The following is a 22,768-nucleotide window of genomic DNA, read 5'->3' as shown; positions in this document are numbered from 1 at the left end:
CCGGATCAATCAAACGTCGCGAAACAACCACGGCTGGCTCGCCCGGTGTTTGCTTTCAAACGACGCAATCGCCTCGTGATCCATCAATGTCAGACCAATATCGTCGAGACCATTGACCAGGCAATGCTTACGGAACTCATCCAGTTCGAAGCTGTAGGTCTTGCCGTCAGGCCGGGTCACGGTCTGGGCTTGCAGATCGACCGTCAACTCGTAACCAGGATTCGCTTCAACTTGCTGGAACAGTTCATCGACTTCAGCGTCGCTCAAGATGATCGGCAGCAAGCCGTTCTTGAAGCTGTTGTTGTAGAAAATGTCGGCGTAGCTCGGCGCGATGATGCTGCGAAAACCGTACTCTTCAAGCGCCCACGGCGCGTGTTCACGGCTGGAGCCGCAACCGAAGTTCTCGCGGGCCAGCAACACGCTGGCGCCTTGATAACGCTCGGCGTTGAGCACGAAATCCTTGTTCAGCGGACGCTTGGAGTTGTCCTGGTAGGCATAGCCCACGTCCAGGTAGCGCCACTCGTCAAACAGGTTCGGGCCAAAACCGGTGCGTTTGATCGACTTCAGAAACTGCTTCGGAATGATCTGGTCGGTGTCGACGTTGGCTCGGTCCAATGGCGCGACCAAACCGGTGTGTTGGGTAAAAGCTCTCATGTGCGGTTCCTCAGATCAGTTCGCGAACGTCGATGAAACGACCGTTGACGGCAGCCGCCGCGGCCATGGCCGGGCTGACCAGGTGCGTACGGCCACCGGCGCCCTGACGCCCTTCGAAGTTGCGGTTGGAGGTCGACGCGCAATGCTCGCCCGATTCCAAACGGTCCGGGTTCATCGCCAGGCACATCGAGCAACCCGGTTCACGCCACTCGAAACCGGCTTCGAGGAAAATCTTGTCCAGGCCTTCAGCCTCGGCTTGCGCCTTCACCAGACCCGAGCCCGGCACCACGATGGCTTGCTTGATGGTCGACGCTACTTTGCGGCCCTTGGCGATTACTGCCGCAGCGCGCAGGTCTTCGATCCGCGAGTTGGTGCAGGAACCGATGAACACGCGATCCAGCTGAATATCGGTGATCGCCTGATTGGCGCTCAAACCCATGTATTTCAAGGCGCGTTCGATGGAACCGCGTTTGACCAGGTCCATTTCCTTCGCCGGGTCCGGCACGTTCTGATCAACGGCCAAGACCATCTCGGGCGAAGTACCCCAGCTGACTTGCGGCTTGATCTGAGCGGCGTCGAGTTCAACCACGGTGTCGAACACCGCGTCAGCGTCGGAGACCAGGTCTTTCCAGGCTTCGACGGCCATGTCCCATTCCGCGCCTTTCGGGGCGAATGGACGGCCCTTGACGTATTCCACGGTTTTTTCGTCAGCGGCTACCAGACCAACACGAGCGCCGGCCTCGATGGACATGTTGCAGATGGTCATGCGGCCTTCGACGGACAAGTCGCGAATCGCGCTGCCGGCGAACTCGATGGCATGGCCGTTACCGCCAGCAGTGCCAATCTTGCCGATCACCGCCAGGACGATGTCCTTGGCGGTCACGCCGAACGGCAATTTGCCCTCGACCGAGACCAGCATGTTCTTCATTTTCTTGGCGACCAGGCACTGCGTGGCGAACACGTGTTCAACCTCGGAAGTGCCGATGCCGTGAGCCAAGGCGCCAAACGCGCCGTGAGTCGAGGTGTGCGAGTCGCCGCAGACCACGGTCATGCCCGGCAAGGTCGCACCCTGCTCCGGGCCGATCACGTGAACGATGCCTTGACGCACGTCATTCATTTTGAATTCGGTGATGCCATATTCGTCGCAGTAATCATCGAGGGTCTGAACCTGCAAACGCGAGACCTGGTCGGTAATCGCTTCGATGCCGCCCTTGCGATCCGGGGTGGTTGGCACGTTGTGGTCCGGGGTGGCGATGATCGAATCGACGCGCCAAGGCTTGCGCCCGGCCAGACGCAGGCCTTCGAAAGCTTGGGGCGAAGTCACTTCATGGATGATGTGGCGGTCGATATAGATCAGCGACGACCCATCGTCGCGCCGTTTCACTTCATGGGAATCCCAAAGCTTGTCGTAAAGCGTTTTGCCGGCCATCAGACGGTCCTCATCAGCTTGTTTCTATGCCGTGGGTTTTGAGCAATTCAATAACCCCTTGGCTTGTGAGGTCGATCCTAGGGGGTTACATTAAATAACTCAAATTCATATTTTTTATGCTTTGGATAACCAACTGGAATACCACAATGGATCTGGCCAACCTCAACGCTTTTATCGCGATTGCCGAGACCGGGAGTTTCTCTGGTGCCGGCGAGCGCCTGCACCTGACGCAACCCGCCATCAGCAAGCGCATCGCCGGCCTGGAGCAGCAATTAAAGGTGCGCCTGTTTGATCGCCTGGGCCGTGAAGTCGGTCTGACCGAGGCCGGACGCGCCCTGCTGCCGCGCGCCTATCAGATTCTCAACGTGCTGGACGACACCCGCCGCGCCTTGACCAACCTGACCGGTGAAGTGAGCGGTCGCCTGACACTGGCCACCAGTCACCACATCGGTCTGCACCGTTTGCCACCGTTATTAAGGGAGTTCACCCGCCGTTACCCACTGGTGGCGCTGGATATTCAGTTCCTCGATTCGGAAGTGGCCTACGAAGAAATCCTCCATGGCCGTGCCGAACTGGCGGTCATCACCCTGGCGCCGGAGCCCCATGCACTGGTCAAGGCCATGCCGGTGTGGGACGACCCACTGGATTTCGTGGTCGCCCCGGAGCACTCGCTGATCAGCAATGGCCCCGTCAGCCTGGCCGACATCGCCCTGCACCCGGCGGTGTTCCCCGGCGGCAACACGTTTACCCACCACATCGTCCAGCGCTTGTTCGAGGCCCAGGGCCTGACGCCGAACATCGCCATGAGCACGAATTATCTGGAAACCATCAAAATGATGGTCTCGATTGGCCTGGCCTGGAGCGTTTTGCCACGCACCATGCTCGACGATCAGGTGGCGCGCATTCCTTTGCCGGGCATACAGCTCACTCGCCAGCTAGGCTATATCCTGCACACCGAAAGGACGCTTTCGAATGCGGCACGCGCCTTTATGGCCCTGCTGGATGCACAAATAGATCTGCCAGGGACCCACGGCTAACTTGTGCTACTCCTATAGAGCTGTAAAACCCCGTGCCTAACGCCCCATTCAGCCCAAGGCCTGTTGCCAATGCCCAAATCTGTTGACCGTATTCCACCGATGCCGCGTATTCAGGCCATTGACCCGCAGCGCTCGGAGCAGAGTTGGGAAAGCGCCCCGCAGTTGTTGGCCGCGCTCAATGGTGCGCATCTGGGTGCCTGGTATTGGGACATCGAACGCGGGCAGATCAGTTGGTCACGGGGCACGCAGGCGCTGTTCGGCTTCGATCCCAAGCAACCCATGCCGGCAGACCTCGAATACCTCGACCTGTTGCCACCGGAGGACCGGGCGAAAACCATACGCGCATTCAACTCAGTCATAGCCGGCGCCCCGCTGGAACAAGCGATGCACCACCGCATCCGCTGGCCCGACGGCAGCCTGCACTGGCTCGAGATCAATGGCAGCCTACTGCCGGACAAGCACGGCCGGCCGCGGATGATCGGGGTGATCCGTGAAATCACTCACCAGCGGCAACGGGAACAAGCCCTGAGCAGCTCGGAAAAGCGCTTCGCCACGTTGTTTCACCTGTGTCCGAACATGGTGCTGTTGACCCGCCAGGAAGACGGCTTGATCAGCGAGGCCAACCAGTATTTCGAAAGCCTGTTCGGCTGGCCGGTACAAAGTGCTATTGGCCGCACTACTCTGGAACTGGGCCTCTGGGTCCATCCCGAGCAACGGGCCGCTCTGGTCAAGGCCACCAAGGCCAAGGGCGAGCTGATCAGCATGGAAGTGCAGTTTCGCGCCAGCAATGGCCAGGTCCACGACGGCATCCTCAGTGCGCAAAAGGTCGAGCTCGAAGGCCAGCCTTATTTGCTGAGCACCTTCCTCGACACCACAGAACGCAAAGCCGCCGAACATGCGCTTAAGGACAGCCAGGAGCGCCTCGACCTGGCCCTGGATTCGGCGCAACTCGGCACCTGGGACTGGCACATTCCCAGCGGCATGCTCTACGGCTCGGCCCGGGCGGCGCAGCTGCACGGGCTGGAAGCCAAACCCTTTCATGAAGCCTTCGATGAATTTTTCGAAGGCGTGCCCGGCGAAGAGCGCGACAGCATGCGCAACGCCTACCGCAGTCTGCGCGAAGGCCCGGCGGGCAATTATCAACTGACCTATCGCGTGCAATTACCCGACGGCAGCTCGCGCTACCTGGAAAGCCGTGCCCGACTCTACCGCGATGAAAACGGCCTGCCGTTGCGCATGGCCGGCACCTTGCTGGACATCACTGATCAGGTCGAGCGCGAGCAGCAGTTGGTGGCCTCGGAGGAGAAATTCGCCACCCTGTTCCAGGTCAGCCCGGACCCGATCTGTGTGACGCGTCAGGAAAGCGGACAATTTATCGAAATCAACTCCGCCTTCACCCAGACCTTCGGCTGGACCGCCGCCGACGTGATTGGCCACAGCGCCGATGAGATCGGCCTGTGGGACGCTTCGTCGAAAAGCCTGCAACGGATCGAGCAGGTGATTCGCGAACAAGGCCTGAACAACGTCGCGATTCAGGTCCAGCACAAGAGCGGGCAGTCCCTGACCTGTGTGATTTCCAGCCGGCAGATCAGCGTCGACGACCACCCGTGCATCGTTACCACCCTGCGCGACATCACCCAGCAACAGCGCTCGGAAGCGGCACTGAAGGCCAGCGAAGAGAAATTCGCCAAAGCGTTCCACTCCAGCCCCGACGCCATCACTATCACCGAACGCGATACCGGGCGCTATCTGGAGGTCAACGACGGTTTCTGTCGCCTGACCGGTTATCGCGCCGATGAAGTGCTGGGCAAAACCGTGTATCAGGTGGGTATTTGGGCTGAAGAGAAACAACGTTCGGCGCTGCTGGCCGAGTTGCAGATCAAGGGCCGCGTGCACCACCAGGAGATGCTCGGGCGTAACAAAGGAGGCGATCTGCTGACCGTCGAGGTCTCGGTCGAACCGATCACCCTCAACGAAACCGCCTGCCTGCTGCTGACCGCCCGGGACGTCAGCCTGTTAAAAAACGCCGAAGCGCAGATCCGCCACCTGGCCTACCACGACCCGTTGACCAACCTACCCAACCGCGCGCTGCTGATGGATCGGCTGAGCCAGCAGATCGCGTTGCTCAAACGTCACAACCTGCGTGGCGCGTTGCTGTTTCTAGACCTCGACCACTTCAAGCACATCAACGACTCCCTCGGTCACCCGGTGGGCGATACAGTGCTGAAGATCATTACCGCGCGGCTCGAAGCCAGCGTGCGCATGGAAGACACCGTCGCAAGGCTGGGCGGTGACGAGTTCGTGGTGTTGCTCAGCGGTCTGGAAGGTTCGCGCAGCGAAGTCAGCGAGCAGGTTCGGGAACTGGCAGACACTTTGCGCGAATTGCTCTCGGAACCGATGTTCCTCGACGGCCAGCGCCTGCAAGTCACGCCGAGCATCGGCATCGCACTGATTCCCGACCACGGCTCGACCCCAACTGACCTGCTCAAGCGCGCCGACATTGCCCTTTACCGGGCCAAGGATTCCGGGCGCAACACCACGCAGATGTACCACAACACCATGCAGAAGGCCGCCAGCGAACGGTTGCGCATGGAAACCGACCTGCGCCTGGCGCTGTCCCGGGGCGAGTTCAGCGTGCATTACCAACCGCAAGTCGACGCTCAGGACAACCGCATCATCGGCGCCGAAGCCCTGGTGCGCTGGAACCACCCGGAACTGGGCGCGCAATCGCCTACTGAGTTCATCAAGGTGCTTGAGGACAGCGGGCTGATTCTGGAGGTCGGCACCTGGATCCTCGACGAAGCCTGCGATGCCTTCAAGCAATTGATCGCCAAGGGCCTGATCGACCCGTTCAACTTCAGCCTGTGCGTGAACATCAGCCCGCGGCAATTCCGTCAGAACGACTTTGTCGAACGTATCGAACGCAGTCTCAGCAACCATGGCCTGCCCTGCTCGTTGCTAAAACTGGAAATCACCGAAGGCATCGTCATCCAGAACCTGGAAGACACCATCAGCAAAATGCGTCGCCTGAAAAAACTCGGTGTGAGCTTTGCCATGGACGACTTCGGCACCGGTTATTCCTCGTTGACTTACCTCAAGCGCCTGCCGGTGGACACGCTGAAAATCGACCAGTCATTCGTCCGCGACGCCACCACCGACCCCAACGACGCCGAAATCATCCGCGCCATCGTCGCCATGGCCCGCAGCCTGGAATTGGAGGTGATTGCCGAAGGGGTTGAAACACCGGAGCAACTTGAGTTTTTGCAGGGATTGGGTTGCCATTTGTATCAGGGCTTCCTGCACAGTCGACCACTACCGCTGGAGGATCTGAAAAAGCTCCTGCCCTGATATTCGCCGCTGCGCAGCTTGCAACAGAGCGGCAATTGCCACGGTTTGCGCCAACCTGTAGGGTCGCTTTTTTGCGCCGTTTCGAGATCTTTCATGCAGGATGCAACCCTCCCCCGCCCGGCATTGCTGGGCATCGACCTTGGCACCACCAACAGCCTGATCGCCGTCTGGCGCGACGGTCGCGCCGAGCTGATCCGCAATGCCCTCGGCGACGTGCTGACCCCGTCGGTGGTCAGCCTCGATGAAGACGATACGATCCTGGTCGGCAAAGCCGCCCGCGCCCGCCTGACCACGCACCCGGATCGCACGGCCGCCGCGTTCAAACGGTTCATGGGCAGCGATAAACAGATCGAGCTCGGCGCGCGCGCCTTCAGCCCTGAAGAGTTGTCGGCGCTGGTACTCGGTTCACTCAAGCAAGACGCCGAAGCGTTTCTGGGTCATCCGGTCTCCGAGGCGGTGATTTCGGTGCCGGCGTATTTCAGTGACGAACAACGCAAGCGCACCCTGTTTGCCGCCGAGCTGGCCGGCTTGTCCGTCACGCGACTGATCAACGAGCCGACCGCAGCGGCCATGGCTTATGGGCTGCATGAGCAGAAATTCGAACGCACGCTGATCTTCGATCTGGGCGGCGGCACTTTCGACGTCACGGTGTTGGAATACGCCTTGCCGCTGATCGAAGTGCACGCGTCCACCGGTGACAACTTCCTTGGTGGCGAAGACTTCACTGCCGCGCTGTTGCAAGCCTGCCTCAAGGACTGGCAACTGACGCCGGCGCTGATCGACGCCCAGAGCATGGCCAGCCTCGCCGATGCGCTGGAGCAACTCAAATGCAAACTGGGTGAAGGCCCCCAGCAACTGCACTGGCGGCTTGGCGAAAAAACCTTCGAATGGGCGCTGGACGCAGCCACTGCGGCAAGCCTCTGGGAACCGCTTTTGGGCCGCTTGCGTGCGCCGATCGAACAGGCCCTGCGCGATGCCCGCCTCAAACCCCGTGACCTCGACAGCCTGGTGCTGGTCGGCGGCGCCACGCGCATGCTGGCGGTGCGACAACTGGTTGCGACGCTGTTCGGCCGCCTGCCTTATCGGCATCTCGACCCGGACACCATCGTCGCGCTTGGCGCAGCCACACAAGCGGCGTGCAAGGCCCGCGATGGCGCAGTAGAGGAGCTGATCCTGACCGACGTCTGCCCTTACACGCTGGGCATCGAGACGATGCGCGGCAAAGGTGTCGAAGGTGCCTTCTCGCCCATCATCGAGCGCAACACGATCATTCCGACGTCACGGGTGGAACGCTATTACACAACCTACCCACGGCAAGAAGAAATCCGTATTGCGGTCTATCAAGGCGAACGCCCGTGGGTGCGCGACAACATCTTCATTGAGAGTTTCGATCTGACGCTGACACCCTGCGATCATATTCAAGCGCTGGATGTACGCTTCAGTTACGACATCAATGGCCTGCTCGAGGTTGACGTCACGCTGCTTCAGACCGGCAAGCGCCACAGCCACGCCATCGACCGCAGCCCCACCGGCCTTGACGAAGCGTCACGTCAGAACAGTCACGACCGGCTCGCCGCACTCAAGGTTCACCCGCGCGACGCGTTGCCCAACCGCACCTTGCTGGCACGCCTGGAGCGCGCCTGGATGCAGAGCCTCGGCACCGAGCGCGAACGCATTGCCGAATGGTTGCACGGTTTCACGGCTGTGCTCGCCGACCAGCAACCTGCGCAGATTGCCAGCCAGCGCTCACAGCTCAACGACGCCCTGGATGAACTGCGCTTCTAGCCGATGAGACGCCGCAACGCAGCCTGCAAACCGGCGGACAACGGGTCTTCACGAAAGCTTTCCGGGGGCATGCCATAGCGGTTGGGCAACTTCTCCCCGGGAAAGCCGAACAGGACCAGCGGCAGAAAAGGCAAAACGGGTGTCAGTCCGGCGAGCACCAGAAAGGTCGGTATACCTCGGCCCATGTCATGCAGGCGTCGGAGCATGGCGCCGAGCAGAATCAACATCCCGAGCAACAACACCACCAGGGCGGGCGTCGTCGACCCACTGAGCACGGCGACCAGCGGGGTGAGCAGCACCAGGCCAATCACTTGCCCGACAAAGGCCTCGCGACTCAGCCGCGAGCCAAGGCGCCAGAAGGCCATGGCCGATGTCGGCCGCGCCTCGGCCCTGGCCAGCAGCAAACGCTCCGACCACGACAGCAGCGCGCTGCAGGCAAAACGCAAACCGAGGCCGTTCTGCAGGTTGTCCTTGGCGCGCTGCAGGCGTATCAGGTTTTTCTGACGTGGCACACCCGCGTCGCCGTACCTGACCAGATCCTTGAGCGCATCGAGCGCCAGGTAAAAGTCGTCGATGTCGTCAATGCCCTCCAGCGCCTCGCGAGAAGGCCGTACCGGTTCGCCCTTGATCAAGCTGTGGCGGAAACCGTCGAACCAATCCTGCGGGTTGACGACTTCGGTAATCCTGTCGAGTAGAAAGCGTCGCTGTTTGGCATCAAACAATCCTGTGTGATACAGAACCCCGGTCAGCAGCATCCGGCCGAGCAGGTCGTCGTCAAAAGCCCTCAGATCGCGGCGCATGCACGTGAACAACCGGTCGTTGCTGAGCAAGCGCAGGCTGTCGAGCGCCTCCTGAACCCCACACATCTGCTGGGCCAGCAGCGCTTGCACCGGCTCTTCGGTTTGCAGCAAGCCGAGCAAGCCACTGCAATTGCCTTGCTCACGCAACAATCGCTGCAATAACGGCTGCAAGCGGCTGAGCGGATGGGCCGGGTTGAATGCCAATGACTCCAGCATCCGCGCGTCGATCAATGGCAACCAACGCTCCGTTTGCCCCAGCAACGCCAGCAGAAACAGCGTTTGCGCGTGCCATTGCCACAACGCTTCGCCCGCCTCCGGCGCCGGCAACAGCACATCGTGTTGAGCCAGTTGCAGCAGTTGCGTCAGTTCCGACAGATCAGTGCCGGCGTACGAACCGTTGAGCTTGAAGTCTTCGTCAATGCGCGCGAGCGCGGCATGATCGTAAGGACGCAACCGGCGCAACCACCCACGGCAGAGGCTGTGCGACTGATCGCTGGTCTGCGCCGCCGGCAGTTGCGGCGACACTGCGTTTTCATCGATGTAGGCATTCATCGCCAACGCGATCGGCGCTTGCTTCAGCCAGCGCACATGTTGCTCCGCCTGATACTGAAAGCCGCTCAGCACCAGCGCTTCAAGTGCATCCAGCGGCAACGCCTCGTCGAGCACCTGCTGCAACAACAGCACGTCACCGCGATGCAACGCCCACGCGTGCCGATAAAGTCGCTGCAAGCGGATGTCGGCATGCTCGCCGAGCAACAGCGCCAGCAGCGGCAACTCATCGTCGTGCAGGCGCCAATCGACGAAAGCCCTGGCCAGCCCTTGAAGCTGCAGAGGACCTACGTCCAGCCAGCGCAACAGCGTTTGCGGTTGCTGAGACGGGCTGCCATACGCCTGACTGGCGTCGTCAAGATCAAGCGGCCAGGCACTGAAAGGCTGGGCACAATCGAAGGCCTGAATCAGCAACGGCAGCAAGTCCGGTGAGCGCTCGGCACATAACGCCAACAACTGGCCTTCGGCTTTCGGATGGCGATGTTCCTGCCACAAGCGGATCCAGTTCGGCCACGCCTGATCGTCCAGCCCCTGCAAACTGTACTGACTGGCCAGCAAGTACAGCCAGTCGATGTCGTCAGGATGCTGACGCTGCTGTTCGACACAGCACTGCAGCAACCCTTCCCCGCTGATACCCGCCTGAGTGAACTGCCCGAGCAGGCGCTTGATGTACGCCTCATCATCAGGCAACGGCAAGCAGGTGTGTCGGAGAGCGAAATGACTGAATTCGTGCAGCGGACGCTGGGCGAAGGTGACGTCGAGGCTGCGGGTGTACCACAGCGACTCAACCTGTGCGGCCTCAGGCCACTGGCTCATCAGCGCCAGATCGAACGGGTCGGGGGTCTTTATCCGTTGCAGAAACACTTCGACCCGCTCCGCATGATCGTAGTCAAGATCGAGCAGTTGTTGATCCCAGGCCATCCGCTGTGCGAGCAGGTTCGCGCATCGGTGCGACAGCAAGCCGGCATCGGTCATTCGGTGGTAGAAATCCCAGCTGAGGTCAACCAGCTCATCCAGAGGCAATTGATCCAGCGTTCGGATAAACGCCTGCCACGCGGCAAAATTGAAACGCCGTGCAGGATCGTCGAGCAGCTCACAGAAATCCACAAAGGCCCGGGGCACCTCAGTGACCGTCTCGTCGGGTGCCTCGAACTCGCTGTAGTCTTCTTCCTCGTCCTCGTCCTCGTCCTCTTCGGCAGCATCTTCGCGAGCCAGACGCACGGCTTTTTCATACGCCATGCGCAACGCTTGAAAGCCTTCGGGATCGGTCTCCGGGTGATGTGCGGGCAGACGCGCGCGGTAGGCATCACGGATCAGGGTTTCGTCGGTGGTGGGCTCAATGCCCAGATGAATCCAGCAACTCATGACCAGTCGAACTCCTTGAGCGATGCCGGACGTGGCGGCAACTCGATTTCCATTTGCCAAGGCAAGTCAGGCAGAAACTGCGGGATGTTCTGATCCATACCACGGGCGATCAGCAGGTTATGCGTGGTCTGCCCTTGTCGATCGAGCTCGAACGCCAGTGCCTCTTCACTTTTACTCTGGCAGCACCAGAATGCGCGACCGATAAGGAAGCCATGGAAGTAAGCCATCCAGCTGTCGTAATGAAATTGCGCCCTGACGGCCAGGCGCGTGTGCAGCCACTGACTCTCGACCAGATCAATCCACTGGTTGCGCACACCGCAGCGCAGGAGGAACCCCATGCGCCCGTAGTCCCAGGACAAAATCCCGCCAGCCCCGCAGCTGTCGAAGGTGCGGCTGGCAAACTCATGCAGAACGCGTTCACGGAGTTCGAGGCGCTCAAGCAGCGCCGGCCATTCACTCGGCAGGCAACGCTGCCAGGCCAGATACGCGGCACTGAGATGTTTGGCATGGCCGTCGTCGGTCATCCGCCTGAGCATGCCGAACAGCTCCTGGCGGTCATCAATGCCCCAGCTGTTCTTCAGATTGATGTACGCGTCGTCGCAGAAAGCAGGGTCGTCGTACCCGGCTCCAGGATTGAGCGCCGCCATAGGCGCAGACAGGGCCCACAGCCAGCGCTGCTGAATCTCATCCATGAAAAATGCTCCAGGCCGACCGGTGAGGGATGGAGGGTCGGCAAAACTGCGGCGGATTGTAGAGAAACCGCTGCCGGGCGGCAAAGCCGGTGTGTAGCGCCCATAAAAAAGGCCCCGACGTATCGGGGCCTTCGTTCAGCGGCTCAGCGCCCATTCAGACGCTTTTATCTGCAACTGAATCAGTGCTGCAGAGCCGGTTTTTGCGTCCCGCTGATCGGGATGCGCTTGGCCTTCGCTTCTTCCGGGACCACACGCAACAGGTCAATGCTCAGCAGACCGTTACTCAGGTCGGCGGCTTTGATCTCGATGTGATCAGCCAGGCGGAAGGACAACTTGAATGCACGCTGGGCGATGCCCTGGTGCAGGAAGGTCACGCCTTCGTTGGCATCACGCTTGCCACCACTGATGGTCAGCACACCCTTCTCGACTTGCAACTCCAGGTCTTCTTCCTGGAAACCGGCCGCGGCAACGACGATGCGATATTGATCGTCACCGTGCTTTTCCACGTTGTAAGGCGGATAGGTGCTACCAGGCTCGTTGCGCAGGGCGGTTTCGAACAGGTCGTTGAAACGGTCGAAGCCTACCGAGGAACGGAACAGTGGTGCGAGGGAAAATGCAGTACTCATGGTTCAAATCTCCTGAAAACAATCAGCAAGGTTTTGTGTATCCGCGACCCGAATTCGGCATCGCGTAACCCTTAAATAGGGGCCGCCAATTTGATTTCAAGAGATTATTTGCAGATTTTTTCAGGCCGCTTGCGCGACTTTCAAACCCAGCAAACGCGAGACATGATCCAGTTCGGTCTCACGCCGCAGCACGGTGAACAGCTCCACTGCTTCGGGATAGTTGCGGGTCAACATTGCCAGCCATTGCTTCAAGCGACCCGGCGATTGGCGCGGAGTCATTTGTGCCTTGGCTTGCAGCCAAAAGTCCTGGATCAGTGGCAGTAGCTCGGCCCAGGTCATCTCGACCACTTCTTCGCCGGCTCGCGCGGCGGCGATTTGCCGGGCCAAGTCCGGGCGCGACACCAGGCCACGACCGAGCATGATGTCTTCGACACCGCTGATTTCGCGGCAACGACGCCAGTCTTCGACGCTCCAGATGTCGCCATTGGCGAACACCGGCACCTTGACCACGTCCTGTACCCGTGGAATCCACTCCCAGTGGGCCGGCGGTTTGTAGCCATCGGTCTTGGTCCGCGCATGCACCACGATGTGCGCCGCGCCACCCTCGGCCAGGGCCGTGGCGCAGACCAGCGCGCCATCCGGGCTATCGAAGCCGAGGCGCATCTTGGCGGTGACCGGGATGTGTGCGGGCACGGCACGACGGACGTGTTCGACAATTTCGTTGAGCAGCTCGGGTTCTTTGAGCAGCACTGCACCGCCACGAGACTTGTTGACGGTCTTGGCCGGACAGCCGAAGTTCAGGTCGATGACTTCCGAGCCCAGCTCGCAGGCCAGCGCCGCGTTTTCCGCCAGGCACACCGGGTCGGAGCCAAGCAATTGCACACGCAATGGCACACCGGACGCGGTTCGCGCACCGTTCAGCAGTTCAGGACCGAACTTGTGGTAATAGGCCGGCGTGAGCAGTTGATCGTTGATCCGAATGAATTCGGTTACACACCAATCGATACCGCCGACGCGGGTGAGCACGTCCCGCAGGATGTTGTCGACCAACCCCTCCATGGGCGCCAAAGCAATTTGCATGGAAAACACACTCAACGAAAAACGTGCGGCAGTTTACAGGTTTAGCCCGGGTAGGAGCTGCCGAAGGCTGCGATCTTTTGACTTTGCGACGAAGGTCAAGATCAAAAGATCGCAGCCTTCGGCAGCTCCTACAGGGATTGGCTCAGGTCAGGACTTGCAACGCCGGGCCGTAGCCTTCGATAAATTCCACAGGCATGCGCTTGGGCTTACCGGTGGACAGTTCGATGCAGACGAAGGTGGTTTGGGCACGCAGCAGCGTGGTGTTGTCGCTTGGGCGCTTCAACTGGAAGTGGCGGGTCATTTTCAGGCGCTGGTCCCAATCGACGATCCAGGTCGCCAATTGCAACTCGTCGCCTTCATAAGCGGCGGCGAGATAATCGATCTCGTGGCGCACCACGGCCATCGCCCGATCCAGCCGACGGTACTCGACCAGGTCCAGGCCAAGCCGTTGCGAGTGGCGCCAGGCGCAGCGTTCGAGCCAGGTCACGTACACCGCGTTGTTCGCGTGGCCCAGCCCGTCGATGTCCTCGGCGCCGACTTCCAGATCAATGATAAATGGCGTTGCCCGATCCCAGCCCATGCCCCACTCCCGGTCAGATAAATTCGACCGGGGGAGTGTAACGGATGCTCAGGCCAATTGCCGCGCCTGAAGGCTGCGGCCGGCCAGCAGTGATAGCACCCCATCAATCACCCGAGGGTCCGCCAGCACGCGCTGATGACCACCCTCCTCCAGGCGCAACAGGCGACTGTCGAACCAGGCTTCGTGGATCAGTTGGGCTTCCTTGGCGGACACAAAGCAATCGTCTTCGGCGTGGACGATCAACCCCGGCATATCGAGTTGATAGTGCGCGACATCCAGGGTGGCGGCGCGCATGCCGACGTCTTTCTCGACTTGGCGAATGAACGCCGAGCGGGCTTTCGGTGGTAGTCGTACATAGCGGGCGAAACCACGCAATACACCTAGAATCCGTGCCGGAGCGGCAATCGTCACCAGGGTCTCGGTGCGCAAACCCAATTGCACCGCGAGCATCGCACTGGCGCCGCCCATGGAGTGGCCGATGACCGCTTGCAGAGGCGGCAACTCAGCGGCCGCTTCGAGCATGGCCCGGGCGAACAGCACCACATTGGCTTCGCGACCTGGGGAGCGACCGTGGGCCGGACCGTCCAGCGCCACCACGGTGTAGCCAGCTTCCACAAGCGCGGTGATCAGGCTGGCGAATTGGGTGGGCCGCCCTTCCCAACCGTGCATCAACAAGACCGCCGGGCCCTGCCCCCAGCGCAAAGCCGAGAGGCCGAACCGCAAGGTGATCCGCTCGGATTTCGCCAGCAGCGGCAACTCCCAGTCACGGGGCGCAAATGTGCGCGGTGTCATGAACGCCAGTCGCATTTTGCTTGCGACCAGTTTTGGTGCGAACCAGCCTAAGGTGCCATTAACGCCACGAACCCACTTTAACGTGCTCATCGCTCCACTCCTCAGGCTTTTGCCTTCAGGTCATAGCACCGCTGATTTGGCGGCGCGCAGCAGTCGATCGGACAACTCACCTGGCCCCAGCGCCCGCGCCAGAGCCAAACCACCGACCATCAAGGCCATGTCAGCCAGGGCTTTATCGGTGTCTTCCGGGCTGGCCGCCAACTGCGCGACCATCATTTCCACGTGTTCATTCAACGCCACACGGAATTCGTCCGGCAGACGTCCCAGCTCACCGACTGAAGCCGGGATCGGGCACGCGTGCTCGGTGGAATCGCGGTGTTTACGCGACAGGTAGAACGCAGCGACCAAGGCGCGACGCTCTTCGCCGGTCAACTCGGCGTCCATGTCGGCGATCAAGCCTCGGCGCTGGCCGAGCAGTTGCTTGAACGCTTCCAGCATCAGCGCGTCCTTGCTTTCAAAGTGCGCGTAGAAGCCGCCGACCGTCAGACCGGCCGCACCCATCACTTCGCCCACACTCGGCTCGGCCGGGCCACGCTGGATCAGCGCAGCGCTGGCAGCCTTGAGGATGCGTTCGCGGGTTTGAGCTTTTTTATCGTTCATCGTTGCCTCCGAATATTACGACTAGAATATTATTCGCATAATAATTTTGCGCAAGTCATGGGTGTGACCGCTGGTCTGAAGAACAGTTTTGAAGAAAAAGGAGAATTGGCCAAACGCCAGACAAACAAAAGGGCCATTCAATAATTGAATGACCCTTATAAATCCCGCAAAGCGGGTAATCGTGGCGTCCCCTAGGGGACTCGAACCCCTGTTACCGCCGTGAAAGGGCGGTGTCCTAGGCCACTAGACGAAGGGGACACAAACCTTCTATACAACTGACCAGCGCTGAGTGCTGATCGATTCAAGGCCGGTGTGGCCAGACCTTGAACTGTAAAATTGGTGGAGCTAAACGGGATCGAACCGTTGACCTCTTGCATGCCATGCAAGCGCTCTCCCAGCTGAGCTATAGCCCCGATTTATCGCCTGGCGGCGGAGCGGCATCTTGCGACACTACTTCTGTAAAACTGGCGTCCCCTAGGGGACTCGAACCCCTGTTACCGCCGTGAAAGGGCGGTGTCCTAGGCCACTAGACGAAGGGGACGCAAACCCTTCTATACAACAGATCAACACTGAGTGTTGATCGCTTCAAAGCCGGTGTGGCCAGACCTTGAAGTGTAAATTGGTGGAGCTAAACGGGATCGAACCGTTGACCTCTTGCATGCCATGCAAGCGCTCTCCCAGCTGAGCTATAGCCCCTCATCGCTGAGGACGGGGCGAATCTTAATGGCGCATCGAAAGCCTGTCAAACTTATTTTTAAAATATTTCAAAGTTTTTTGCCGACATAACAATCACTTACCGCCCTTCCCCCGAAAAACCGGGGCCTTGGGAAAGAACGCAGGCCCATGGAACCTGGCGAAGCCTGCGATCTTTTGCGAAGTGCCGAAGAAGAAGATCAAAAGATCGCAGCCTTCGGCAGCTCCTACGAGGCGATATTGCCCAGCAGTTTTTCCCACTCCTTGTTTTCCTTCTTCGACACGCCACCGAGCAAGTCGATGGCCTGGCGCAGACGGAAACGCGTCAGGTCCGGGCCGAGGATTTCCATCGCATCAAGCACCGACACCGAACTGGCCTGGCCAGTAATCGCAGCGAACATCAGTGGCATGGCGTCACGCAGCTTCAGCTCCAGGGACTCGACCACCGCTTGAATCGTCGCGGTGATGCTGTCCTTTTCCCACTGACGCAGGCTTTCGAGCTTCCACAGAATCAATTGCATCAACTGACGAACCTGATCGCCCGAGAGCTTCTTGGATTCGAACAGCTTGGCGTCCGGGTTCACGCCACCCGCGAAGAAGAACCCGGCCAACGGCGCAACCTGGCTGAAGGTTTCAACCCGGCCCTGCACGTGCGGTGCGATCTTCATCATGTATTCCGGGTTCAGCGCCCAGGTCTGCAAGCGGCTGGCAAATTCTTCCACCGGCAAGTCCCGCAGCCACTGGCCGTTCAGCCACGACAGTTTCTCGACGTCGAAGATCGGGCCGCCGAGCGAGACGCGGCTCAGGTCAAAGTTGTCGACCATTTCCTGCAGCGAGAACTTCTCGCGCTCGTCCGGCATCGACCAGCCCATGCGACCCAGGTAGTTGAGCATCGCTTCCGGCATGAAGCCCATGCGCTCGTAGAACGTCACCGAGGTCGGGTTCTTGCGTTTGGACAGCTTGCTCTTGTCCGGGTTACGCAGCAGCGGCATGTAGCACAGTTCCGGTTGTTCCCAGCCGAAGTACTCGTACAGCAAGATCAGTTTCGGCGCCGAGGGCAGCCATTCTTCGCCGCGCAGCACGTGGGTGATGCCCATCAAGTGGTCGTCGACCACGTTGGCCAGGAAGTACGTCGGCAGGCCGTCGGTCTTCATCAGCACTTGCATGTCCATGCGATCCCACGGGATCTCGACGTCGCCACGGAGCATGTCCGGCACCACGCAAACGCCTTCGCTCGGCACTTTCATGCGGATCACATGCGGCTCGCCGGCGGCCAGGCGACGGGCGACTTCTTCCGCCGACAACAACAGTGCACGGCCGTCGTAACGCGGGGTTTCGCCACGGGCCATTTGCTCGGCGCGCATTTGGTCCAGTTCTTCGGCGGTGCAGAAGCACGGGAAGGCGTGGCCCATTTCAACCAGTTGCTGGCAGTACTTCTGATAGATCTCGCCGCGCTCGCTCTGACGGTATGGACCGTGCGGGCCGCCAACGTCCGGGCCTTCGCTCCAGTCGATACCCAACCAGCGCAGGGCGTCGAAGATCTGCTGTTCGGACTCGCGGGTCGAACGCAATTGGTCGGTGTCTTCGATCCGCAGGATGAACTCACCGCCATGCTGCTTGGCAAAGCAGTAGTTGAACAATGCGATGTAAGCGGTACCTACGTGGGGGTCCCCGGTAGGCGATGGCGCGATGCGCGTGCGGACGGTGGTCATGGCAAGTCTCGAAATGAAGATCAAACAAAGGGCGAATGGTAACAGGCGATACCCGCCCGGCTCCAGTCAGCAGGGCATTTAAGCCAAGGTTGCGTCTACAACGCCCGTATGCCGCGGTGAATGGCCGAATATCAGCCAATGGCATTTACCGTTTATCGGCTGTATGCCAGATTCGCCTGCTGATAACTTTCCTTACACTTCTCGACTACAGTTTGCCCCATGCCTGCCCAACTCAAGCGTCGCCTGTTTATTTTTCTGTTGATTGTCCTGCTGATTGCTGGTGGCTTCTTTGCGCATTGGTTTCTCAAGGGACGCTTTTATGAAAGCACCGACAATGCCTATGTCCAGGGCGAGATCACCCGTGTCTCCAGTCAGTTGGGCGCACGCATCGATGAAGTATTAGTGCAGGACAACCAGCACGTCGAAAAGGGCCAGTTGCTGGTCAAACTCGAAGGCGATGACTTCCACCTCGCCGTCGACCGCGCCAACGCCGCCCTCGCCATGCGCGAAGCCGAGCGCGTGCAAGCCCAGAGCAAACTGACCCAGCAAGCCAGCCTGATTGCCGCCAGCGATGCGCAAGTCGCTTCCAGCCAGGCCAGCCTTGGTCGCTCGCAAATCGACCTGTCCCGCGCCCAGACCCTGCGCAAACCCGGCTATGTTTCGGAAGAACGGGTGACCACCCTCTCCGCCGACAACCACATCGCCCGCTCGCAAGTGACCAAGGCCCAGGCCGACGCGCAAAGTCAGCGCCAGCAGGTCAACGCCCTGAGCGCCGAGATCAAACGCCTCGATGCGATGATCGCCAACGCCAAAGCCGACCTGGCCCAATCGCAACTGAACCTGACCCGCAGCGAAATCCACGCACCGATCAGCGGCTTGATCGGCCAGCGCGCCGCACGCAATGGCCAATATGTGCAGGCTGGCGCTTATTTGCTGTCGATCGTCCCGGATCAGGACATCTGGATTCAGGCCAACTTCAAGGAAACCCAGATCGGCCATATGCAGCCCGGCCAAAAAGCCGAGCTGACCTTCGATGCCTACGGCGATACGCCGATCCAGGCGCGGGTCGACAGCCTGTTCGCCGCTTCTGGCGCACAGTTCAGCCTGTTGCCGCCGGACAATGCCACGGGCAACTTCACCAAAGTCGTACAACGAATTCCGGTCAAACTGACCTTCGCCGCGGACAACCCGCTGCACGGCAAGATCCGCCCGGGCATGTCGGTCACCGTCAAAGTGAACATCAAAGACGCCCCTGACGATGGCCGGTGATCAACTGCTCCGCCCGGCCGGCGAGCCGACCCGGCGGGACTGGATTGCGGTGATGAGCGTGATGCTCGGCGCCTTCATGGCCGTGCTCGACATCCAGATCACCAACTCATCGCTCAAGGACATTCAAGGCGCGCTGTCGGCGACCCTGGAGGAAGGCTCGTGGATTTCCACCTCCTACCTGGTGGCGGAAATCATCATGATCCCGCTGACCGCATGGCTGGTGCAGTTGCTCTCGGCGCGACGGTTGGCGGTGTGGGTGTCGCTCGGATTTCTCGGCGCTTCCTTGCTTTGCTCGATGGCCTGGAGCCTGGAGAGCATGATCGTGTTCCGCGCCTTGCAGGGCTTCACCGGCGGCGCGCTGATCCCGCTGGCGTTCACCCTGACGCTGATCAAACTCCCGGAACACCACCGCGCCAAAGGCATGGCGATGTTTGCCATGACCGCCACTTTTGCGCCCTCCATCGGCCCGACTATCGGTGGCTGGCTGACGGAAAACTGGGGCTGGCAGTACATCTTCTACATCAACATCCCACCAGGCCTGATCATGATCGCCGGCCTGATGTATGGCCTGGAGAAGAAGGAATCCCACTGGGAACTGCTTAAAAGCACCGACTATATGGGCATCCTCACCCTCGGCGTCGGGCTGGGCTGTTTGCAGGTATTTCTGGAGGAAGGCCACCGCAAGGACTGGCTGGAATCGAGCCTGATCGTGACTCTGGGCAGCATCGCGCTGTTCAGCCTGATCACCTTTGTCATCGTGCAATTTTCCAAGCCCAACCCGCTGATCAACCTGCGCATCCTGGGCAATCGCAACTTTGGTTTATCGAGTATTTCCAGCCTGGGAATGGGGGTCGGGTTGTACGGCTCGATTTATCTATTGCCGCTGTACCTGGCGCAGATCCAGAACTACAACGCCCTGCAGATCGGCGAAGTGATCATGTGGATGGGCGTGCCGCAGTTGTTCCTGATTCCGCTGGTACCGAAGCTGATGAAGTTCATCTCGCCGAAGTGGCTGTGCACGCTCGGTTTCGGGCTGTTCGGGCTGGCGAGTTTTTCATCAGGCGTGCTGAACCCGGACTTTGCCGGGCCGCAGTTCAATCAGATCCAGATCATCCGCGCACTGGGCCAGCCGCTGATAATGGTGACCATCTCGTTGATCGCCACGGCGTACATCCTGCCCCAGGACGCGGGGTCGGCGTCGAGCCTGTTCAACATCCTGCGTAACCTCGGCGGCGCGATTGGCATCGCCCTCCTCGCGACCTTGCTGGATGCGCGGACCAAGACCTACTTTGATTATTTGCGCGAGTCGATTGTGCCGAGCAACCCGCAGGTCGCCGAGCGTATGGCATCGATGGCAGACCGGTTTGGCAGCGACACGGCGGCGCTGGGCAAGATGAGCGAAATCGTGCACCAGCAAGCGTCGATCATGGCCTACAACGATGCGTTTCACTTTGTCGGGATTGCGCTGGGGATCAGCATGCTTGCGGTGTTGCTGACCAAGGCGTTGCCGGCGGGGTTGAAGGCTGGTGAGGCGCACTAGCATATTGTTGAGGTGTTCTTTCGAACGCCTTCGCGGGCAAGCCTCGCTCCTACAGGGTTCAATGTGATCCTGTAGGAGCGAGGCTTGCCCGCGAAGAGGCCATAACTAACGTCGCAAATATCAGACGGCGATCAACCGATCCCGCAACTTGCCAATCTCGTCACGCATCTGCGCCGCCGCTTCGAACTCCAGATCGCGGGCGAGCTGGTACATCTTCTCTTCCAGCGCCTTGATGCGCTTGGCGATCTCGCCCGGCGAACGCAATTCCGCTTCGTACTTGGCGCTTTCCTCGGCAGCCTTGGCCATGCCTTTGCGCTTCTTGCTGCGCGAGCCTGGTACGACGGCGCCTTCCATGATGTCGGCGACGTCCTTGAACACGCCTTTGGGCGTGATGCCGTTGGCGAGGTTGAAGGCAATTTGCTTGTCGCGTCGGCGCTCGGTCTCGCCGATTGCCCGTTCCATCGAACCGGTAATCCGGTCGGCGTACAGAATCGCCCGACCATTGAGGTTGCGCGCCGCCCGGCCAATGGTCTGGATCAGCGAGCGCTCGGAACGCAGGAAGCCTTCCTTGTCGGCATCGAGAATCGCCACCAGCGACACTTCCGGCATGTCCAGGCCTTCACGCAGCAAGTTGATCCCGACCAGCACGTCGAAGGTGCCAAGGCGCAAGTCGCGGATGATTTCGACCCGTTCGACGGTGTCGATGTCCGAGTGCAGGTAGCGCACTCGCACGCCGTGGTCGGCCAGGTAATCGGTCAAGTCTTCGGACATGCGCTTGGTCAGCGTGGTGACCAGCACCCGCTCTTCCAGAGCCACGCGCTTGCCGATTTCCGAGAGCAAATCGTCGACCTGGGTCAGCGCCGGACGGATTTCGATTTGCGGGTCCACCAGACCCGTCGGGCGCACCAGTTGCTCGACCACGCGACCGGCATGTTCGGCCTCGTAGTTGCCCGGCGTCGCCGAGACGAAAATAGTCTGCGGGCTGATGTTTTCGAATTCATCGAAACGCATCGGCCGGTTATCCAGCGCTGACGGCAGGCGGAAACCATATTCCACCAGCGTCTCTTTACGCGAACGGTCGCCCTTATACATGGCGCCGACCTGCGGCACGCTGACGTGGGACTCGTCGATCACCAACAACGCGTCGGCCGGCAGGTAGTCGAACAAGGTCGGCGGCGCCTCGCCGGAGGCACGGCCCGACAGGTAGCGCGAGTAGTTTTCGATGCCGTTGCAGTAACCCAGCTCGAGAATCATCTCCAGGTCAAAACGGGTGCGCTGCTCGAGGCGCTGAGCCTCCACCAATTTGTTGTTGCTGCGCAGGTAGTCCAGACGCTCTTGAAGCTCGACCTTGATCCCTTCGATGGCGCCGAGCAGGGTTTCCCGTGGCGTCACGTAGTGGCTTTTCGGGTAGAAGGTGAAACGCGGCAACTGGCGGGTGACTTCGCCGGTCAACGGGTCGAAGGCGGAAATCTTTTCGACTTCATCGTCGAACAACTCAATGCGGATCGCTTCAAAGTCGGATTCCGCCGGGTGGATGTCGATCACATCACCGCGCACCCGGAAGGTCGCCCGGGCGAAATCCATGTCATTGCGGGTGTATTGCAGGTCCGCCAGACGACGCAGCAACGCACGCTGATCGAGCTTATCGCCACGATCCACGTGCAACACCATTTTCAGATAGGTTTCCGGGCTGCCCAGACCGTAGATGCACGACACCGTGGTGACGATGATCGCGTCCTTGCGCTCCAACAGCGCTTTGGTCGCCGAGAGCCGCATTTGCTCGATGTGGTCGTTGATCGAGGCATCCTTCTCGATGAAGGTGTCCGACGACGGCACGTAGGCTTCGGGCTGGTAGTAGTCGTAGTAGGAAACGAAGTACTCGACGGCGTTGTTCGGGAAGAACGCCTTGAACTCGCCGTACAACTGTGCGGCCAGGGTTTTGTTCGGCGCCAGCACCAGGGTCGGCCGCTGCACCTGGGCGATCACGTTGGCGATGCTGAAGGTCTTGCCCGAGCCGGTCACACCGAGCAACGTCTGGTGCGCCAGCCCGGCCTCGATGCCCTCGACCATCAGGCGGATGGCTTCCGGCTGATCGCCGGCAGGCTCGAAGCGGGTGACTAGCTGGAATTCAGACATGAAGTACCTCTGGGTTCTCGG

The 22,768-nt window shown here is 60.2% G+C and carries 16 protein-coding genes and 4 tRNA genes; 5 read left to right on the top strand and 15 right to left on the bottom strand.

The features are described 5' to 3' along the window. Nucleotides 1-9: 9 nt before the first annotated feature. On the bottom strand, nt 10-654 hold the full coding sequence (leuD, locus tag JFT87_RS14585) for a 3-isopropylmalate dehydratase small subunit (protein ID WP_201202280.1): 645 nt from the start codon (nt 652-654) through the stop codon (nt 10-12). Between the two features lie 10 nt (nt 655-664). Beyond that, complete coding sequence (gene leuC / locus JFT87_RS14580) at nt 665-2,083, bottom strand: 3-isopropylmalate dehydratase large subunit (RefSeq protein ID WP_201202279.1); 1,419 nt, start codon at nt 2,081-2,083, stop codon at nt 665-667. A gap of 146 nt (nt 2,084-2,229) precedes the next feature. On the opposite strand from leuC, the gene JFT87_RS14575 reads away from it, so the two are divergent. The 3 genes from JFT87_RS14575 (at nt 2,230) to JFT87_RS14565 (ending at nt 8,253) form a co-directional block, all read left to right on the top strand. Further along, a complete protein-coding gene (locus JFT87_RS14575) occupies nt 2,230-3,120 on the top strand; it encodes a LysR family transcriptional regulator (protein WP_201202278.1) in 891 nt (296 codons plus the stop codon). 69 nt (nt 3,121-3,189) lie between these two features. Then, entirely contained in the window at nt 3,190-6,468 is a 3,279-nt protein-coding gene (locus JFT87_RS14570; RefSeq protein WP_201202277.1) for a sensor domain-containing protein, read from the top strand. A 93-nt stretch (nt 6,469-6,561) separates the two neighbouring features. Next, the gene (locus JFT87_RS14565) at nt 6,562-8,253 is read left to right on the top strand and encodes a molecular chaperone HscC (protein ID WP_201202276.1); all 1,692 of its coding nucleotides are present in this window, start codon (nt 6,562-6,564) and stop codon (nt 8,251-8,253) included. Here the strand turns inward: JFT87_RS14565 and JFT87_RS14560 are convergent. The 12 genes from JFT87_RS14560 to gltX all read right to left on the bottom strand — a co-directional run bounded on the left by JFT87_RS14560 (nt 8,250) and on the right by gltX (nt 17,802). Beyond that, a complete protein-coding gene (locus JFT87_RS14560) occupies nt 8,250-10,967 on the bottom strand; it encodes a DUF805 domain-containing protein (protein WP_201202275.1) in 2,718 nt (905 codons plus the stop codon). The two genes, JFT87_RS14565 and JFT87_RS14560, sit on opposite strands and share 4 nt — an antisense overlap. Next, the gene (locus tag JFT87_RS14555) at nt 10,964-11,659 is read right to left on the bottom strand and encodes a DUF1266 domain-containing protein (RefSeq protein WP_201202274.1); all 696 of its coding nucleotides are present in this window, start codon (nt 11,657-11,659) and stop codon (nt 10,964-10,966) included. The genes JFT87_RS14560 and JFT87_RS14555 overlap by 4 nt, the downstream gene beginning before the upstream one ends. 179 nt (nt 11,660-11,838) lie before the next feature. Continuing rightward, nucleotides 11,839-12,285, bottom strand: coding sequence for an Hsp20 family protein (locus tag JFT87_RS14550; RefSeq protein ID WP_201202272.1), 447 nt, complete (start codon nt 12,283-12,285; stop codon nt 11,839-11,841). 120 nt (nt 12,286-12,405) lie between these two features. After that, entirely contained in the window at nt 12,406-13,365 is a 960-nt protein-coding gene (locus tag JFT87_RS14545) for a tRNA dihydrouridine synthase (RefSeq protein WP_201202270.1), read from the bottom strand. A gap of 142 nt (nt 13,366-13,507) precedes the next feature. Further along, the gene (locus tag JFT87_RS14540) at nt 13,508-13,945 is read right to left on the bottom strand and encodes an acyl-CoA thioesterase (RefSeq protein WP_201202268.1); all 438 of its coding nucleotides are present in this window, start codon (nt 13,943-13,945) and stop codon (nt 13,508-13,510) included. A 48-nt stretch (nt 13,946-13,993) separates the two neighbouring features. Further along, nucleotides 13,994-14,827: an alpha/beta fold hydrolase gene (locus tag JFT87_RS14535; protein ID WP_201202266.1), complete on the bottom strand. Its 834-nt coding sequence runs from the start codon at nt 14,825-14,827 to the stop codon at nt 13,994-13,996. Nucleotides 14,828-14,857: 30 nt separating this feature from the next. Then, nucleotides 14,858-15,397, bottom strand: coding sequence for a TetR/AcrR family transcriptional regulator (locus tag JFT87_RS14530; protein ID WP_201202264.1), 540 nt, complete (start codon nt 15,395-15,397; stop codon nt 14,858-14,860). 182 nt (nt 15,398-15,579) lie between these two features. Continuing rightward, nucleotides 15,580-15,655, bottom strand: a tRNA-Glu gene (locus tag JFT87_RS14525). Between the two features lie 79 nt (nt 15,656-15,734). Then, a tRNA-Ala gene (locus JFT87_RS14520) sits at nt 15,735-15,810 on the bottom strand. A 52-nt stretch (nt 15,811-15,862) separates the two neighbouring features. Continuing rightward, a tRNA-Glu gene (locus JFT87_RS14515) sits at nt 15,863-15,938 on the bottom strand. Between the two features lie 79 nt (nt 15,939-16,017). Continuing rightward, nucleotides 16,018-16,093 (bottom strand) — tRNA-Ala (locus tag JFT87_RS14510). 224 nt (nt 16,094-16,317) lie between these two features. Then, nucleotides 16,318-17,802 carry a glutamate--tRNA ligase gene (gene gltX, locus JFT87_RS14505; RefSeq protein ID WP_201202262.1) on the bottom strand — a complete coding sequence of 495 codons (1,485 nt, stop codon included), beginning with the start codon at nt 17,800-17,802 and terminating at the stop codon, nt 16,318-16,320. Nucleotides 17,803-18,021: 219 nt separating this feature from the next. Here gltX and JFT87_RS14500 point away from each other — a divergent pair, with 219 nt between their 5' ends. Together JFT87_RS14500 and JFT87_RS14495 are read left to right on the top strand one after the other, a co-directional pair. Continuing rightward, nucleotides 18,022-19,071: an HlyD family secretion protein gene (locus JFT87_RS14500; protein ID WP_201202260.1), complete on the top strand. Its 1,050-nt coding sequence runs from the start codon at nt 18,022-18,024 to the stop codon at nt 19,069-19,071. 49 nt (nt 19,072-19,120) lie between these two features. Then, nucleotides 19,121-20,611 (top strand): MDR family MFS transporter, encoded by a 1,491-nt coding sequence (locus tag JFT87_RS14495; protein WP_201205196.1) that lies wholly within the window; start codon nt 19,121-19,123, stop codon nt 20,609-20,611. A gap of 120 nt (nt 20,612-20,731) precedes the next feature. On the opposite strand, the gene uvrB is transcribed toward JFT87_RS14495, so the two are convergent. Continuing rightward, the gene (gene uvrB, locus JFT87_RS14490) at nt 20,732-22,747 is read right to left on the bottom strand and encodes an excinuclease ABC subunit UvrB (RefSeq protein WP_201202258.1); all 2,016 of its coding nucleotides are present in this window, start codon (nt 22,745-22,747) and stop codon (nt 20,732-20,734) included. Nucleotides 22,748-22,768: the final 21 nt, after the last annotated feature.

Source organism: Pseudomonas sp. TH15, from assembly GCF_016651105.1.
Taxonomy (GTDB): domain Bacteria; phylum Pseudomonadota; class Gammaproteobacteria; order Pseudomonadales; family Pseudomonadaceae; genus Aquipseudomonas.
The sequence above is the reverse complement of the archived record's forward strand: the minus strand, read 5'-3'. Positions and strand labels throughout refer to the sequence as shown.